The sequence below is a fragment of the Sphingobium sp. TA15 genome (assembly GCF_037101235.1).
Taxonomy (GTDB): Bacteria; Pseudomonadota; Alphaproteobacteria; order Sphingomonadales; family Sphingomonadaceae; genus Sphingobium; species Sphingobium indicum.
In genome coordinates, this window is sequence record NZ_AP025355.1 from 2501606 (window position 1) to 2517242 (window position 15637).

General features: G+C 66.7%; 17 protein-coding genes. 9 read left to right on the top strand and 8 right to left on the bottom strand.

Going from position 1 to position 15637, the window contains the following annotated elements:
• Nucleotides 1-33: 33 nt before the first annotated feature.
• From Sj15T_RS12455 to Sj15T_RS12465, 3 genes are all read left to right on the top strand, one after another.
• Nucleotides 34-1017 carry a glycerophosphodiester phosphodiesterase gene (locus Sj15T_RS12455; RefSeq protein ID WP_253720666.1) on the top strand — a complete coding sequence of 328 codons (984 nt, stop codon included), beginning with the start codon at nucleotides 34-36 and terminating at the stop codon, nucleotides 1015-1017.
• A gap of 39 nt (nucleotides 1018-1056) precedes the next feature.
• Nucleotides 1057-1482, top strand: coding sequence for an Rrf2 family transcriptional regulator (locus Sj15T_RS12460; protein WP_007687978.1), 426 nt, complete (start codon nucleotides 1057-1059; stop codon nucleotides 1480-1482).
• A 259-nt stretch (nucleotides 1483-1741) separates the two neighbouring features.
• Nucleotides 1742-2398: an MBL fold metallo-hydrolase gene (locus Sj15T_RS12465; RefSeq protein WP_007687980.1), complete on the top strand. Its 657-nt coding sequence runs from the start codon at nucleotides 1742-1744 to the stop codon at nucleotides 2396-2398.
• A gap of 147 nt (nucleotides 2399-2545) precedes the next feature.
• Here Sj15T_RS12465 and Sj15T_RS12470 read toward each other — a convergent pair whose 3' ends face one another.
• A complete protein-coding gene (locus Sj15T_RS12470; RefSeq protein WP_013041325.1) occupies nucleotides 2546-2977 on the bottom strand; it encodes an MAPEG family protein in 432 nt (143 codons plus the stop codon).
• A gap of 208 nt (nucleotides 2978-3185) precedes the next feature.
• Between Sj15T_RS12470 and rpmF the strand changes: the two genes are divergently transcribed.
• The 5 genes from rpmF (at nucleotide 3186) to Sj15T_RS12495 (ending at nucleotide 6590) form a co-directional block, all read left to right on the top strand.
• Nucleotides 3186-3365, top strand: coding sequence for a 50S ribosomal protein L32 (gene rpmF / locus Sj15T_RS12475; protein WP_007687984.1), 180 nt, complete (start codon nucleotides 3186-3188; stop codon nucleotides 3363-3365).
• 68 nt (nucleotides 3366-3433) lie between these two features.
• Nucleotides 3434-4459 (top strand): phosphate acyltransferase PlsX, encoded by a 1026-nt coding sequence (plsX, locus tag Sj15T_RS12480; RefSeq protein ID WP_020819893.1) that lies wholly within the window; start codon nucleotides 3434-3436, stop codon nucleotides 4457-4459.
• On the top strand, nucleotides 4456-5424 hold the full coding sequence (locus Sj15T_RS12485) for a beta-ketoacyl-ACP synthase III (RefSeq protein WP_013041328.1): 969 nt from the start codon (nucleotides 4456-4458) through the stop codon (nucleotides 5422-5424). Before plsX ends, Sj15T_RS12485 begins: the two co-directional genes overlap by 4 nt.
• Nucleotides 5425-5858: 434 nt before the next feature.
• Nucleotides 5859-6155 (top strand): integration host factor subunit alpha, encoded by a 297-nt coding sequence (ihfA, locus tag Sj15T_RS12490; RefSeq protein WP_007687990.1) that lies wholly within the window; start codon nucleotides 5859-5861, stop codon nucleotides 6153-6155.
• A gap of 72 nt (nucleotides 6156-6227) precedes the next feature.
• On the top strand, nucleotides 6228-6590 hold the full coding sequence (locus Sj15T_RS12495) for a MerR family transcriptional regulator (protein ID WP_013041329.1): 363 nt from the start codon (nucleotides 6228-6230) through the stop codon (nucleotides 6588-6590).
• A 261-nt stretch (nucleotides 6591-6851) separates the two neighbouring features.
• On the opposite strand, the gene Sj15T_RS12500 is transcribed toward Sj15T_RS12495, so the two are convergent.
• From Sj15T_RS12500 to Sj15T_RS12515, 4 genes are all read right to left on the bottom strand, one after another.
• Nucleotides 6852-7373, bottom strand: coding sequence for a GNAT family N-acetyltransferase (locus tag Sj15T_RS12500; RefSeq protein WP_013041330.1), 522 nt, complete (start codon nucleotides 7371-7373; stop codon nucleotides 6852-6854).
• A 7-nt stretch (nucleotides 7374-7380) separates the two neighbouring features.
• Nucleotides 7381-7923, bottom strand: coding sequence for a histidine phosphatase family protein (locus tag Sj15T_RS12505; RefSeq protein ID WP_007683108.1), 543 nt, complete (start codon nucleotides 7921-7923; stop codon nucleotides 7381-7383).
• 75 nt (nucleotides 7924-7998) lie between these two features.
• Nucleotides 7999-10731 (bottom strand): ATP-dependent DNA helicase, encoded by a 2733-nt coding sequence (locus Sj15T_RS12510; protein WP_013041331.1) that lies wholly within the window; start codon nucleotides 10729-10731, stop codon nucleotides 7999-8001.
• Nucleotides 10732-10783: 52 nt separating this feature from the next.
• A complete protein-coding gene (locus Sj15T_RS12515; protein WP_013041332.1) occupies nucleotides 10784-11140 on the bottom strand; it encodes a PilZ domain-containing protein in 357 nt (118 codons plus the stop codon).
• Nucleotides 11141-11382: 242 nt separating this feature from the next.
• Between Sj15T_RS12515 and Sj15T_RS12520 the strand changes: the two genes are divergently transcribed.
• Nucleotides 11383-12963 carry a lysine--tRNA ligase gene (locus tag Sj15T_RS12520; RefSeq protein WP_013041333.1) on the top strand — a complete coding sequence of 527 codons (1581 nt, stop codon included), beginning with the start codon at nucleotides 11383-11385 and terminating at the stop codon, nucleotides 12961-12963.
• A gap of 213 nt (nucleotides 12964-13176) precedes the next feature.
• Here Sj15T_RS12520 and Sj15T_RS12525 read toward each other — a convergent pair whose 3' ends face one another.
• The 3 genes from Sj15T_RS12525 to Sj15T_RS12535 all read right to left on the bottom strand — a co-directional run bounded on the left by Sj15T_RS12525 (nucleotide 13177) and on the right by Sj15T_RS12535 (nucleotide 15538).
• On the bottom strand, nucleotides 13177-13647 hold the full coding sequence (locus tag Sj15T_RS12525) for an RcnB family protein (protein ID WP_007683103.1): 471 nt from the start codon (nucleotides 13645-13647) through the stop codon (nucleotides 13177-13179).
• A gap of 193 nt (nucleotides 13648-13840) precedes the next feature.
• Nucleotides 13841-14518: a 2OG-Fe(II) oxygenase gene (locus Sj15T_RS12530; RefSeq protein ID WP_013041334.1), complete on the bottom strand. Its 678-nt coding sequence runs from the start codon at nucleotides 14516-14518 to the stop codon at nucleotides 13841-13843.
• Between the two features lie 114 nt (nucleotides 14519-14632).
• Nucleotides 14633-15538, bottom strand: coding sequence for an RcnB family protein (locus Sj15T_RS12535; protein ID WP_041386630.1), 906 nt, complete (start codon nucleotides 15536-15538; stop codon nucleotides 14633-14635).
• Nucleotides 15539-15637 lie beyond the last annotated feature (99 nt).

Genomic DNA, 15637 nt, shown 5'->3' on the forward strand with positions numbered 1-15637 from the left:
CTCCTCCTCACCCTTTTGACGGCGGCGCCAGCGATGACGGAGACCGGGGCGGAACCCTTCATCATCGCCCATCGCGGAGCCAGCGGCGAACGGCCCGAACATACGCTCGCCGCCTATGAACGCGCCATCGACCAGGGCGCCGACTATATCGAGCCGGACCTGGTGCTGACCAGCGACGGCGTCCTCGTCGCCCGGCATGAAAATGAGATAAGCGGCACCACCGACGTCGCCGATCACCCCGAATTCGTCGCGCGCAGGACCAGCAAGACCATCGACGGCCAGCCCGTCACCGGCTGGTTCACGGAGGATTTCACGCTGGCGGAACTGCGCACGCTGCGCGCCCGCGAACGGCTGCCGCAGCTTCGGCCCGCCAACAGCCGCTTCGACGGCCTCTACCCGATCCCCACCTTCGAGGAGATCGTGAAGCTGGTCCGCGCCAAGGAGGCGGAAACCGGCCGCCGCATCGGCCTCTATCCCGAAACCAAGCATCCCGCCTATTTCGCGGGCATCGGCCTGCCGCATCAGGCGCCCTTGCTCGATCTGCTCAGCCGCTACGGCTATCAGACGGAGGCCGATCCGGTCTTCATCCAGTCCTTCGAGGTCGGCAATCTCAAGGCCCTGCGCGCCGCGTCGCGCCTGCGCCTGATCCAGCTCGTCGCGGGCGAGGGCGGTCCCGCCGATGAGCCGGGGACGAGCTATGCCGACATGATGACGGCGCAGGGGCTGCGGCAGGTCGCGGACTATGCCGACGGCATCGGCCCGGCGGCGGCCATGGTGCTGGCGCCCGAAGGCCCGACGGGACTGGTCGAACGCGCCCATCAGGCCGGATTGCAAGTCCATGTCTGGACGCTGCGCATGGAAAACAGCTTCCTGCCCGCCGCCTTCCAGCGCCCCGACGATCCGCAGGGCCGGGGCGATTTCGCCGGCTATGTCCGGGCGGTCGCCGGAACGGGCGTCGACGCGATGTTCAGCGATTTTCCGAAACAGGCGCGCCAGGCGCTGAATCCCGCGCCCTGATGACTTGTCAAATCTGCGGCGGCAGCGAATAACAGCCCCATGCTTTCGCAGAAGACCCGTTACGCCATCCGCGCCCTCCAGCATCTCGCAGACCGCTATCGGCAAGGCCCGGTGCCGCTGAACGAAATCGCCACGCGCCAGAACATCCCGTCCAAATTCCTGACGGTGATCCTGTCGGAACTGGCGCGGGAGGGACTGGTCGCGACGCAGCGCGGACGCGACGGCGGCTATTGGCTGGCGCTGGCCCCGGTGGACATCAGCTATGGCGACATCGTCCGGCTGACCCGCGGCTCGCTCGCGCTCACGCCCTGCGCCAGCCGCTTTGCGCATGAGACATGCACCAACTGCCTGCCCGAATCGGAATGCCGCCTGCACCGCGTGATGCTCCGCGTGCGCGACGAAACCGCCAAGGTGCTCGACAGCATCAGCCTGGCGGAACCCTTCGCGACGGGGGACATGGGGTAAGAGGGCCTTTGGCCGATCCAAGATATTCCCCTCCCGCAGGCGGGAGGGGCCAGGGGTGGGCGCGAGCGGAGCGAGCTTCTGACTTAGCCCCGTTGCAAAACAATGCAGATGTCGCGCCAGCCCACCCCCTAACCCCCTCCCGCCTGCGGGAGGGGGGATGAAGCTAATCCACACCAGCCCGCCTCGGACCGGAGCTGCAAAACCCCTCCCCTTCCCCCAAAGCCTTGCGCCCGGCGCGTAGCTTCGCCACATCAACGCCATGACGACTCCGCCCCTCAAAGCCGCCCTGATCCCCGTCACGCCGCTCCAGCAGAATTGCACGCTCTTCTGGTGCACGGCGACCAATCGCGGCGCCTTCGTCGATCCAGGCGGCGATCTGCCGCTGCTCAGGAAGGCGGCCGAGCAGCATGGCGTCACCATAGAGAAGATCCTCGTCACCCACGGCCATATCGACCATTGCGGCCAGGCGGGCATCCTGGCCCGCGACCTCGGCGTGCCGATCGAAGGCCCGCACGAAGCCGACCGCTTCTGGATCGACCGGCTGGGCGAGGACGGCGCGAGATATGGCATCAACGGCGAAAGCTTCGAACCCGACCGCTGGCTGAAGGACGGCGACCAGGTGACGGTCGGCAACCTCACGCTGGACGTCTATCATTGCCCCGGCCACACGCCGGGCCATGTCGTCTTCCACCACGCCCCCAGCAAGCTCGCCATCGTCGGCGACGTGCTGTTCCAGGGTTCCATCGGCCGCACCGACTTCCCGATGGGCAATCATCAGGATCTGATCGACGCGATCACCGGCAAGCTATGGCCCCTGGGCGGCGACACGGCCTTCGTCCCAGGCCACGGACCGATGAGCAATTTCGCCCATGAACGCCGCACCAATCCCTTCGTGGGGGATGCCGTCCTCGCCTGATCCGTAGGCTGTATGGACATTCAGATGATGGCGAGCCGAAAATGGTGGTTTTTCGCGACCCGGAGCGCAGCGTACTAAAGGTACGTGAGCACCGGAAGCGCGAAAAGCCGCCATTTGCAGGCCGTCAGCGCTGAATGTCGATACAGCCTACCGAATCATCGCCATGGCGGGCGGAGCGGGCACTTCCCGCGTCGCGCCATAGGCGATGGCGAGCGCCGTCACCGCCATGCCGACCATCACCGCCCAGGTCAGCAGCGCCCCGCCCGCGCGCCAGACGGTCGGCTTGTCCGCATCCATCCCGAATCCATGGCCGATTCGCGCCAGCACCAGCACCAGCGCCGCGCCCCACAGCCAGATCGACGCGCCGACCGCCAGTTCCACCAGTCCGAACAAAATCAGCGTCACCGGCACATATTCGATGAAATTGGCATGGGCGCGCATCCGCCTGGCCAGCATCGCGCTGCCGCCGTCGCCATGCATCACCTGGCTCGCGATCCGGATTCGCGTGCAACGGAACCCCAGCCACATGTTGATCAGCGCGCAGGCCGCGGCCAGGGTCAGCGTGATCGGCAGCAACATCGGATTTCCCCCCTTTTATCGTGACGCCCCCAGAATAGGGCGGCGCCATGCCGGGGCAAGGAAGGACTTGCGCATGGGCCAAAAAACGCTATAGGCGCAGGGCTTCGCGATCATCCGGGCCGCATGGGTCTGCGGCGCCGTTGGCGTCGGCATCCATCGGATACGGCCAGTCGCACTAACAGATCAATTTATGGAATAAGGTGCCGACATGGCTGTCCCCAAGAGGAAAACGTCCCCGTCCCGCCGCGGCATGCGCCGCAGCCATGACTCGCTGCGCGTCGAGGCCTATCAGGAATGCTCCAACTGCGGCGAACTGAAGCGTCCGCACAATCTCTGCGACGCCTGCGGCCATTATAACGGTCGCGAAATCGTCGCCGTCGGGGCCTGACGTTCCGGAATTTCTCCTGAAAAGGGTGCGTTAACTTGTCCAGCCAACCGCGAATCGCAATCGACGCGATGGGCGGGGATGAAGGCGTGCGCGTGATGATGGCGGGCGTGGCGCTCGCCCGTCGCCGTCACGAAGGACTGCGCTTCACCCTTTTCGGAGACGAGGCGCGGATCAAGGCCGCGCTCGACAACCACCCCAATCTGCGCGCCGCGTCGGAAATCGTCCACGCGCCCGACGTCGTGGATGCGGGCGACAAGCCCAGCGTCGCCATCCGCAAGAAGACCAGCTCCATGAGCATGGCCATCGCGGCGGTGAAGGCGGGCGAGTGCGGCGCTGCCGTCTCCTCCGGCAATACCGGCGCGCTGATGGCGATGGCGAAGCTGGCGCTGCGCACCATGAAGGGCGTCGACCGGCCCGCGCTGGCCGCCATGCTGCCGACGCTCGGCGACAATGACGTGGTCATGCTGGACCTGGGCGCCAACACCGAATGCGACGCCCGCAACCTCGTCCAGTTCGCGGTGATGGGCGCGGCCTATGCCCGCATCGCCCTTGACCTGGAACGCCCCCGCGTCCGGCTGATGAACATCGGCACGGAAGAGATGAAGGGGACGGAGGAAATCCGCGACGCCGCCGCCATCCTGCGCGCCGCGACCAGCCTGCCGCTGTCCTTCGACGGTTTCACCGAAGGCGACAAGATCGGCCGGGGCGATGTCGACGTCATCGTGTCGGACGGCTTTTCCGGCAATGTCGCGCTCAAGACGGCGGAAGGCACGGCCCGCTTCGTCACCGACCTGCTGCGCACCGCCTTCACCAGTTCGATCCGCTCGAAGCTCGGCTTCCTGATCTCCAAGCCCGCCATGCACCTGCTGCGCCATCATCTCGACCCAAACAACCATAATGGCGCCGTTTTCCTGGGCCTGAATGGCGTGGTCGTGAAAAGCCACGGCAGCGCCAACGACAAGGGCGTCGCCAATGCCGTCCATGTCGCCGCCCGGCTGCTGGAGGAAGACATCACCCGGCGCATCGCCGCCGACATGCATGGGATCGAGGGGCTGACCGCCCCCGCATCCAGGATGGAGCTGCCCGCAAAGTGATCCGCCGATCCATTCTCCTGGGCACGGGCTCCGCCCTGCCGGCCCGCGCCGTCAGCAATGCCGAACTGGCGGAAACCGTGGACACGAGCGACGAATGGATCGTCGAGCGCACCGGCATCCGCACCCGCTACATAGCGGGCGAGGGCGAAACCACCGCGACCCTCGCCACCGACGCCGCCAGGGCGGCGCTGGAAGCCGCCGGGATCGCTGCGAGCGACATCGACCTGATCATCCTGGCGACCGCCACGCCCGACCAGACCTTCCCCGCCAGCGCGACCATTGTCCAGGCTGCGCTCGGCATCGACGATTGCGTCGCCTTCGACGTGGCGGCGGTCTGCTCCGGCTTCCTCTACGCCGTCACCGTGGCCGACAGCATGATCCGCTCCGGCGCGGCGCGGAACGCCATCGTGATCGGTTCCGAAACCTTCAGCCGCATCCTCGACTGGGAAGACCGCACCACCTGCGTCCTCTTCGGCGACGGCGCGGGCGCGGTCGTGCTGGGCGCGGAGGAAAGCGCCGACGGCAGGCGCGGCATCCTCGCCTCGAAACTCCATGCCGACGGCCGCCACAACCAGCTTCTCTATGTCGACGGCGGCCCTTCGACCACGCAGACGGTCGGCAAGCTGCGCATGAAGGGCCAGGAAGTCTTCCGCCACGCCGTCACCAACCTCGCCTCCGTGCTGACCGAGGTGATGGCCGCCGCCGACATGACCCCGGCGGACATCGACTGGCTGGTCCCGCACCAGGCCAATGCCCGCATCCTCGACGCGACCGCGCGCAAGCTGAAACTCTCGCCGGAAAAGGTGGTGATGACGGTGGATCGCCACGCGAACACCTCCGCCGCGTCGGTCCCCCTGGCGCTGGACCTCGCCATGCGCGACGGACGCATAAAGTCCGGCGACCTGCTGGTGCTGGAGGCGATGGGCGGCGGCTTCACCTGGGGCGCCTGCGTCCTGCGCGTGTAGGGCGGGCTTTGGCCATCCCAAGACATTCCCCTCCCGTAAACGGGAGGGGCTAGGGGTGGGCGCGACCCCGGACTTGATCCGGGGGAGCTTCTGACTTGGCCGTTGCAAAACAACGCGCATGTCGCGCCAGCCCACCCCCTAACCCCCTCCCGCTTGCGGGAGAGGGAACGTCTGCGTCCCACCCTTTGCCGACATCAGGCGAAACCTGCTCCGGTCCGGCGATGCCCTTGATCCCACTCGATCCCGCCCAAAACGGACGACATCCCTGCCCATGGCCCTCGCAAATCCCATTCCGGGACCGCTATACCGTCCAATTTTCACGGTTTTTTAAGGATTTCGGCAACCGCTGATCTTGCCGAATCATGCAAAATCGCGCACATTGTCGAATGATCACCCGCATTTAGGCTTGACGGGTGTCAAGGTGGGGAAATGCTATGAGCGGTAACGGAACTCTGACGCGCGCGGATCTCGCGGAGAGCGTGAACCGTCATATTGGCCTTTCGCGGGCAGAGGCGGCAACCTTGATCGAATCCATTTTGGAGCATATGTCCGCCGCGCTCGAACGCGGGGAAAATGTGAAGATCTCCAGCTTCGGCACTTTCGTGCTGCGGGACAAGACGCAGCGCATGGGCCGCAACCCCAAGACGGGCGTCGAAGTGCCGATCGAGCCGCGCCGGGTGCTGACCTTCCGCGCCAGCCAGACGATGCGGGACCGTGTCGCTTCGGCCTGAGAGGGCCGCCGTCAAAACAGCCATTTTCCCGAAGGTTGACCTTTGCGCCGCTACAGGTGCAACATCAGGACCATGGAAAAGGCAGAGGGCGCATTTCTGACGATCAGCGAGCTGGCGAGCGAGCTTGATCTTCCGCAGCACATATTGCGCTATTGGGAGACGCGCTTCACCCAGTTGCGTCCGCTCCAACGCTCCGGCAACCGCCGCTATTACCGGCCCGCCGACGTGGCGCTGGTGCGGCGGATCAACTATCTGCTGAATGTCGAGGGCTTCACGGTGCGCGGCGCGCAAAAGGCGCTGGCCGACGGCGGCGGCGATTCGTCCCCGGCCATGCCCGCGCCCGTGGCGAGGAACGGCGAAACACCATCCAGCCCCGATCTCCTCCCCCGCCTGGAAGCTATTCGCGCCGAGCTGGCCAAAGCCATCGGAGAATAGCCGCCGCCCGTTCATGCTCCCGCGAAGGCCGGAGTCTAGGCTGATTATTTGGATAGAGAGCGCACCTATCCCATTCCTCCCCATCGGTAGATGGGGAGGGGGACCATGCGAAGCATGGTGGAGGGGAAATAAGCAGGTCGTGCCACCTTCCCCTACACCAGCCTTCGCCCGGTCCTCCACCCCACGCTGCGCGCAGGAGATTTCAGCGTCCGCTCATGTCTTGAAGAGCAGAACAGCCCTCGACAGACAGCACCCCCAAAATCACCCAACCGCCGCCGCGAAAATCAAATCCCGAAACGGCGCGTCCCCCACCATGAAGACCGTCTCGCCGATCTCGACGAAACCATGCCGCGCATAGAATCTCTGCGCGCCCACATTGGCCTCGTAAACCGCGAGCAACAACCGCTTCGCCCCACGCCGCCGCGCTTCCTCCATCGCCAACTTCAGCAAGGCCGCGCCATTGCCGCCCCCCTGCCAGCCGGAAAGCAGATAGATGCGCTTCAATTCCAGATCGCCGTCCCGCCGCTCGACCGGCAGCGCGGGCGGCGTCAGCAGCGCATAGCCCACCGGCGCACCCAGAGCCGTTTCCCCGATCAGCAGCGCCTGTTCCGGGTCCGCCAACGCCGCGGCGTAAAATGCCTCCCCATGGGCCTTGCGGACATGGGCGATCAGCGCGTCGCCCGGATGATCATGGGCAAAGCTGGCCAGAAAAGTCGCCCCGCCCAGCAGCGAGAGCGCCGCCGCGTCGCGAGCCTCCGCCCGCCGCCAGAGGATCGGCGTCACCGCCCGCTCAGCGCGAACCCGGCCCCAGCGCCGGGTCCAGGTCGCGCGGGCGCGTAAAGCTGGCCAGTGTGGCGATATTGGCCTTCGCCTCGCTCCAATGATCGATGGGCAGGTCCAGCACGGCGATGGAGGCGGTCGGGAACTTCACCTCCACATCCTCGCGCAGCGGACTCGCGCCGTCGTCGGGAACCAGGTCCAGGACCAGTTCCTCCAGCCCCGGATTATGCCCCGACATCAGCACGCTGTCCGCGCTGTCGGGCAGGTCGCGGATCACGTCGAACAGGGTCGGCGTGGAGGCCAGATAGATGCGCCGGTCCCAATGCGGATCGACCACCTCGCCATAGCCGGTGAAGAAGACGTTGAGCGTTTCCACCACTCGCACCGCCGGGGAAGCGACCACCATGTCGAAGCGGATGCCCTTTGCCCTGGCGAACTCGCCCATGACCAGCGCGGCCTTTTCCCCGCGACCGTTCAGCGGCCGGTCGAAGTCCCGCGCAACCGGATCGTCCCAATCGGACTTGGCGTGACGGAACAGGATCAACCGCTTCATTTTTGCTCCAGGTCGCAGAGTGATTTCGAAGCGGGTGGAACAGCCGCTGACTCGGAAATCACGAAAACAAAGTCTCTAGGTGCCGGATTCGAATTGCTGATGCCCTAACGCGGCATGGCTCCCATGGCCAGCGCGGGATTGCCCGCTGACCGATATGATCGCCTCGTCCAGCGTCAGGCGGCGGATCGGCGTGCCGGGCGGAAAGGCGCTCAGCAACCGGCTGGGCATGGCGGCGGACAGGATGACGAAGCTGCCCCGGTCCTCCGCCCGCCGTATCAGCCGGCCGAAGGCCTGCGCCATCCGCGCCCGGATCAGCCGGTCGTCATAGGCCGACCCGCCGCCCGCCAGCTTGCGCGCCGCATGCAGCACCGTGGGCTTGGACCAGGGCACCCCCTCCATCACCACCAGCCGCAGCGAATGGCCGGGCACGTCCACCCCGTCGCGCAGCGCATCGGTGCCCAGCAGCGAAGCGCGGGGATCGTCGCGGAAAATGTCGATCAGCGTGCCGGTGTCCATCGGGTCCACATGCTGCGCGTAGAGCGGCAACCCCGCCCGCGCCAGCCGGTCCGCGATCCGCGCATGCACCGCCCGCAGCCGCCGGATCGCGGTGAACAGCCCCAGAGTCCCGCCGCCCGCCGCCTCGATCAGCCGCGCATAGGCCCCGGACAATGCCGCGATGTCCCCGCGCTTGATGTCGGTCACGATCAGCACTTCCGACCGTTCCGGATAGTCGAAGGGGCTGTTCGCCTCGAACTGCTCCGCCCCGCGCGGCAGGTGGTTCGCGCCGCTGCGGCTCGCCGCATTGTCCCAGTCGCCGCCGCCCTTCAATGTGGCCGAGGTGATCAGCACCCCCTGCGCCGGTTTCAGCACCGCCTGCGCCAAAGGCCGCGTCGGGTCCAGCCAATGGCGGTGGATGCCGATGTCGAATTCCCGCCCCTCGATCCGCTCGACCGCCAGCCAGTCCACGAAATCCGGGTCCGCCGGTCCGCCGATCCGCGCCAGCAGCGCCAGCCAGGCCGTCACCAGATCGCGCCGCCAGCCCAGCGAGGCGATCGCCCCCTCGACCCGCGCCCGCGCCGCGCCGTCCAGCCAGTCGGGCGCTTCCTCGATCACCGCCTCCATCCGCTTGCCCAGATGGGTCAGCGGCCGCAGCAGATTATCGAGCGCCCGCGCCGCCTCCTGCGCCGCCTCGACCAGCGCGCCGTCCGGCTCGGCCAGTTCGGTCTCCAGCCCATAGCCCGCATCGGCCTCGCCCGTGTCGGCGGCCCGCGCATAGACCGTCCCCCGCACCGCAGCGAGCAACTGCTCGACCGGCCCGAAAGGCTCGTCCGCCACGATCCGCTTCAACCATTCGTCGGCGGGCAGCGCCCGCGCTGCCTCCGCCGCCGCCCTGATCGCCTCGCCGCCCTGCTCGTCATAGCTGGCGAGGTCCGACAGCCGCGCCGCCAGCCCGCGCCGCCGTCCCCGCGCATTGCCCTCCGGCCCCATCACCCAGCGGCGCAGCTCGATGGCTTCCTGCCCCGAAAGCGCGACGGAGAAGGTCGAATCCGCCGCATCGAACAGATGATGGCCCTCGTCGAACACGATGCGCTGCGGCGCCTGCCCCGTCTCCCGCCCCCGCGCCGCATTGATCATCACCAGCGCATGATTGGCGATCACGATGTCCGCGTCCGCCGAAGCCCGCGCCGACCGTTCGATGAAGCATTTTCGATAATGGGGACAGCCCGCATAGATGCACTCGCCGCGCCGGTCGGTCAGCGCGGTCGACCCGTTGCGCCGGAACAGGGTCGGCAGCCATCCGGGCAGGTCGCCGCCGATCATGTCGCCATCCTTGGTGAAGGCCGCCCAGCGCGCCACCAGTTGCGCCAATATCGCCGCCCGCCCCGCAAAGCCCCCCTGCAGCGCATCCTCCAGGTTCAGCAGGCAGAGATAATTTTCCCGCCCCTTGCGCACCACCACCCGCTTCGCCGCCACGGCGGGATCGGGGAAGAGGCGCAGACTCTCCCGGTCCAACTGCCGCTGCAACGCCTTGGTATAGGTGGAAATCCACACCGTCCCCTGCGCCTCCCCGGCCCAGAGCGACGCGGGCGCCAGATAGCCCAGGGTCTTGCCGATCCCTGTCCCCGCCTCCGCCAGCAGCATATTGGGCTGGTCGCGATGCGCCCTGGGCCGGAAAATCTCCGCCGCCGCAGCCGCATAGGCGCGCTGCCCCGGCCGCGCCTCCGCCTCCGCGCCCGTCAACTGCTCCAGCCGCGCCACCACCGCATCGGGTTGCAGCGTCACGGTGCGCGGGGCAGGGCGCGGCGGGTTCTCCTCCCATTCGGGCAGCTTGGAAAAGAGCCAGCGCTCCGCCTCCTTCGGCGTGGCGATGCGGCCCGCCAGCAGCGGCGCCCAGGGCCATCGCAGCCGGTGCAGCGCCTGCGCCGCCGTCCAGCCGCCCTCGCGCTCCGTCCAGGCAGAGGATTCCAGCGTCGCCAGCAGGGCGGCGGTCGCCGCCTGCAACAGTTCGGGAATATCGGATTCGCTCGCCGGACGCGGCAGGTCCAGCGCTTCGGCCAGCCCCTTGGGCGTCGGCACCAGGAAGCGCGCCGGATGGATGAAGGCCCATAATTCCAGCAGGTCGAGGCCATTGAGGTCGGGATAGCCCAGCCGCTGTCCGGTCAGCGGCGCGTTCAGCAGCAATGTCGGCGTTTCGGCCGTCCGCGCTATGGCCGTGCCCTTGGCGACGGCGGCGGTGCGATCCGCTTCCCGAAGCCAGATGCCGCCATGGCTGGCGTGAAGGGCGGGCAGGGCGGCGGGGTCGATCACCCGTCCCGCTTAGGCGAACGGGAACAAAAGGGAAACCTGAAAAGCGCCGGATTCAGCCGAAACGACGCCCGAATCCGCCAGCGGGACGAGCGCCCAAAGTCCGGGGCTGAAGGGCCGTGGGGGTCAGCCGCGCCGCCCGCGCAATCTCCAGCCGGTCGAACAGCGGCCCGTCGGCCAGTTCATAGGGGAAGCGGATGCCCATACGGTCCTCTTCCGACCATTGCACCGTGCCGAACACGACATGGCCCTCATAGTCGATCTGGCACTGGCTGCGCACCGGCAGGCCGCAGCCCGCTACCTGCGCGCCGCCTTCGCTCAAATCGACGATCGTTCCTTCCATGCTGTCGAGCACCGTCGTCACCACGACTGGTATATCGACCGTTATTCTATGACGGCTGCGCGGCTGCATAGTCCCTCCTGAGCTCCCTAAGCTCCCGATAAATATGCCTCATCAAGGTTAATCAAAGTTAAATGGGGGTGGGGAAAGGCCGCCATTCGTCTCCATTTCGGCACCTGGAATCGCCGCTTAGGGTCCAAAATGAAGGCTGATCTATATTAACGGAGCCTTAGCCTTTCGGCCCGCCGCCATGATGTTTTCCGAGTCGTCAGATGTTTCCAACCGCCGCGAAAATGCTTAGGGGGGCATGCATCATGACCGTGTCCGAAATCATCCGCACCGCCGCGCAGGCGTCCAAGGCCTGGCCCTATGAGGAAGCGCGCAAGCTCCTGAAGCGCTATCAGAACGGCGCGCCCGAAAAGGGCCATGTGCTGTTCGAAACCGGCTACGGTCCGTCGGGCCTGCCGCATATCGGCACGTTCAACGAAGTGCTGCGCACCACCATGGTCCGCAACGCCTATCATGCGCTGTCGGACATCCCCACCCGCCTGATCGCGTTCAGCGACGACATGGACGGGCTGCGCAAGGTGCCCGACAATGTCCCCAACCAGGCGATGCTGGCGCAGCATCTGGGCAAGCCGTTGACGCAGGTGCCCGACCCGTTCGAGAAGTTCGAGAGCTTCGCGCACCACAACAACGCCATGCTGCGGGAATTTCTCGACCGCTTCGGCTTCGATTACGAGTTCGTCTCCGCCACGGAACGCTACAGGTCCGGCGCGTTCGACGACGCGCTGAAAAACGTCCTGCGCCACTATCGGGACATCATGGACATCATGCTGCCGACCCTGCGCAAGGAACGGCAGGCGACCTATTCCCCGGTCCTGCCGATCAGCCCGAAGACGGGCATCGTGCTGCAAGTGCCGGTGGAGGTGATCGACGCCGACCGCGGCATCGTCCGCTTCGAGGATGAAGGCGACGTCATCGAACAGTCGATCCTGTCGGGCGGCGCGAAGCTGCAATGGAAGGTCGACTGGGCGATGCGCTGGGTCGCGCTGGGCGTCGATTATGAGATGGCGGGCAAGGATCTGATCGATTCCGTCACCCAGTCGTCGAAAATCTGCCGCGCGCTCGGCGCCCGCCCGCCCGAAGGCTTCAATTACGAGATGTTCCTCGACGAAAAGGGCGAGAAGATCTCCAAGTCCAAGGGCAACGGCCTCAGCCTGGAGCAATGGCTGACCTATGGCCCGCAGGAGAGCCTCGCCTTCTACGCCTATCGCGAGCCGAAGAAGGCCAAGCAACTCCACATGGGCGTCATCCCCCGCGCCGTGGACGAATATTGGCAGTTCCGCGGCAATTATCCGAACCAGCCGGTCGAACAGCAACTCGGCAATCCGGTCCACCACATCCATGACGGCAAGCTGCCGGAGGGCCGCCTGCCGGTGACGTTCGGCCTGCTGCTGAACCTGGTCGGCGTGATGGGCGACGCCAGCCGCGAACAGGTCTGGGGCTATCTGCAGAACTATGTCGCGAACGCCAATGCGCAAAGCTATCCGGAACTGGACGCGCTGATCGGCCACGCGCTCGCCTATCACCGCGATTTCGTCGCCCCGACGCTCAGGCGCCGCGCCCCCACCGACAGCGAGGCCGCCGCCCTGCGCAGGCTGGACGCGGAACTCGCCGCCCTGCCGGAAGGCGCCACGGCGGAGGACATCCAGAACATCGTCTACGCCATCGGCAAGGACGAGGCCTATGGCTTTGCCGAACTGCGCGACTGGTTCAAGGCGCTCTACCAGACGCTGCTGGGCGCGGACCAAGGGCCGCGCATGGGCAGCTTCATCGCGCTCTACGGCGTGGAGAACAGCCGCCGCCTGATCGCGGAGGCGCTGGCCGCCTGAGCGGCGCGCAGCGGAACATAAAGGGGCGCCGGGCGTTTCGCCATATGGTCCACCCCCTTTCGGACTGATGGTGCGTTTCACGCGCCATCGGCCGCGCCCGCCCGGAAACGAGCGGCGCGGCCAAGGGGGATGAACAGGACCGAAAGCGCCATAGCGCAAAAGGAAACGGCCCCTCGACCTTCGTCGGGGGCCGTTTCGTCATTCGGGCGGCCGTTACCAGAAGAAGCCGCGATGCACTTCCATAACCCGGCCGGTCCGCACATTGACCAGCAGCACGTCGTTATAATGCCTCACCCACCGCAGGTTCGCGCCGGCGCGGGGCAGGCGATAGCGATAGGGGTCGGCGATATAGTAGCGCGAGCTGTAATAAGCGGGCCGGAGCCGCGCGCCGACTTCCCAGCGATTGTAGCGGAAGGGCGCGCGCCAGTTGCCGCCGCGATAGACGTCGCGGTGCGACCGGCGGTAATCGCGCCAATCCTCCCGCAATTCCTGCCGCGCCTCGCGCACGTCGCGGCGTTCCTCGCGCACGTCGCGCCGGTTGCCGTAGCGCTGGGCGTCGCGCAGGTCGCGCTGTTCCTGGCGCAGGTCGCGGGCGCTGTCGCGCACCTCGGCGCGGGACTGGGCCATGGCGGCCCCTGGGATGACGGTGGCGGCCATCAGGCCCAAGATGATCAATTTACGCATAGGTCTTCTCCCATTGCCTGGCGGCTGAAGTCCGGTGGGGAGGGGGGAAACTTTCCCCCGGCCCGCCGGTTCCGCCGACCACGAAGACGGTTATGCGTCCGGCCACCTGAACATGCCGGGAATGAAACGGTCAGGAATCAGTCATTTATGTCGCACTTTGTATCAGGGGCCGCCGGGCCCGGCGGTGCGGGGATCAGGGCGTCCAGGGCCGCTCCCGAAACCATTTGGTGACGACATATTTGGCGCCCCGCTCCACCGGGCGCGCGGCGTGCAGGCTGAACGGATTGGGCGATCCGTCCCGCTCCATATTGTTCCACATCAGCAGCATGCCCTCCACCGGCGGGACCATGAACCCGCAATGGGGGAAATGCGTCTCCCCGCCCGCCTCCACCGCGGACAGGTAGATCATCGCCGTCCAGCTCCGCTGCCCGCCGGTCTTCAGCATGGCCGGCCAATAGCTGGCCGTCACCGGGAAATAGTCGCAATGCGCCTTATATTCCTGCCCGGCCTGGTAGCGCTGCCCCTGCAGGGTTTCGCCATGCTCCCCGGCCAGGCCCATCAGCGCGCAGATCCGGTCGCTTACCGCCATCACCAGCGGACTCCAGGGGCTCAGATGGCAGCTCGCGCTGGTGCGGTAATCGGCATTGGCGCTGCCGGAAAACAGCGTGGAGGGCTGCGCCCCCGCATCGATCAGTTCCCGCAGGCCCGCGCATTCCTCCGCGCTCAGAAATTCCTGCCGGCCATAGATCTCAAGGTGCGGCGCATCGATCCGGCTGACCATCGGATTGCGCTCCAGCCGCGCCCGCACCGTCTCCCCGATCCGCGCCCGCGCCGCGGAGGCGACGCCGCCATCGTCAACAATCTCGCTCATGCCGCTTTCCTGCCACCGCGCGGGCGCCCGGCGCAAATGAAAAGGGCCCGGAACCTCACGGCTCCGGGCCCAGTATGTCCTGAAGGCCAGTTCAGGAGCGCCTGTCTTCCGGCATCACCAGAAGAAATCGTGGATCACGTCGACCACATAGCCGTCGCGTATGTCGACCAGCAGCGCGTCGTCATAATAGCGAATCCAGCGCAGCGTGCCGTAGGCGGGCGGCAGGCGGTAGGAATAGGGATCGTCGATCCAGTAGCTGTTCGAATAGAGCAGGCTGTTCAGGAAGATCCCGATGGAAAAGCGCGAATAGCCATAGCTCCAGCCGCGCGGCGCATAATAGCGGCCGATCCGGTAACGGTCGCCATAGCGGGCGCGATAGCTGTACCAGTCATAGCGCCGGTCGTTGCGCCAGCCATTGTCCCAGCGCCTCTGCCCCTGCCACCGTGTGCGGTCGTCGAAGCGCCGCCCAGCGTTCCAGGCGGACCCGCCGTTCCAGCCCGAACCGCCGCCGTTCCAGCGGCGGTCGTCGCGCCTGTCCCGATCGTTCCGGTTCCAGTCGCTCCGATCCCGGTCGTTCCGGTTCCGATCGTCGCGATTCCAGTCCCGGCGGTCATTGTCGCGCCGGTTGTCCTGCCAGTTCGGCCGATCCCCGTTCCGCCCGTTCCAGTCGCGCCGGTTCCTGTCGTCGCCGCGCGGCGTGGTCTCGAAACGCTGCTGGTCGCGGTTCCAGCGGGTGACCGTCGCGGGGCCGCGCTGCTCCGGCCGCGCTTCATTGCCGCGCCATTGCGGCTGGGCGGCCTGCGCCGAGCGTTCCGGCCGCTGCTGCCGCATCTCGCCGCCCCGCCACTGGCGTTGCGCCTGTCCGTCGCCCTGGCCGCCACGGCCGCCGTCCGGACGGGCCGACCGTTCGCCGCCGCGTCCGCGCCAGCCGCCATCCTCGCCCCGCTGGGCATGGGCCGGGGCGATTCCGCCCAATATCGTCGCGGTCATCAAGCCCGCCAGCATCATTTTCCTCAACATGCCGTTCGCTTTCGTATCACGGGGCCATTCGCCCCTCATATTCCGCTTCTAGGACTCGGGCCATGTCGTGATGCTGAACCCGTCTGTCAGCGATTTGAA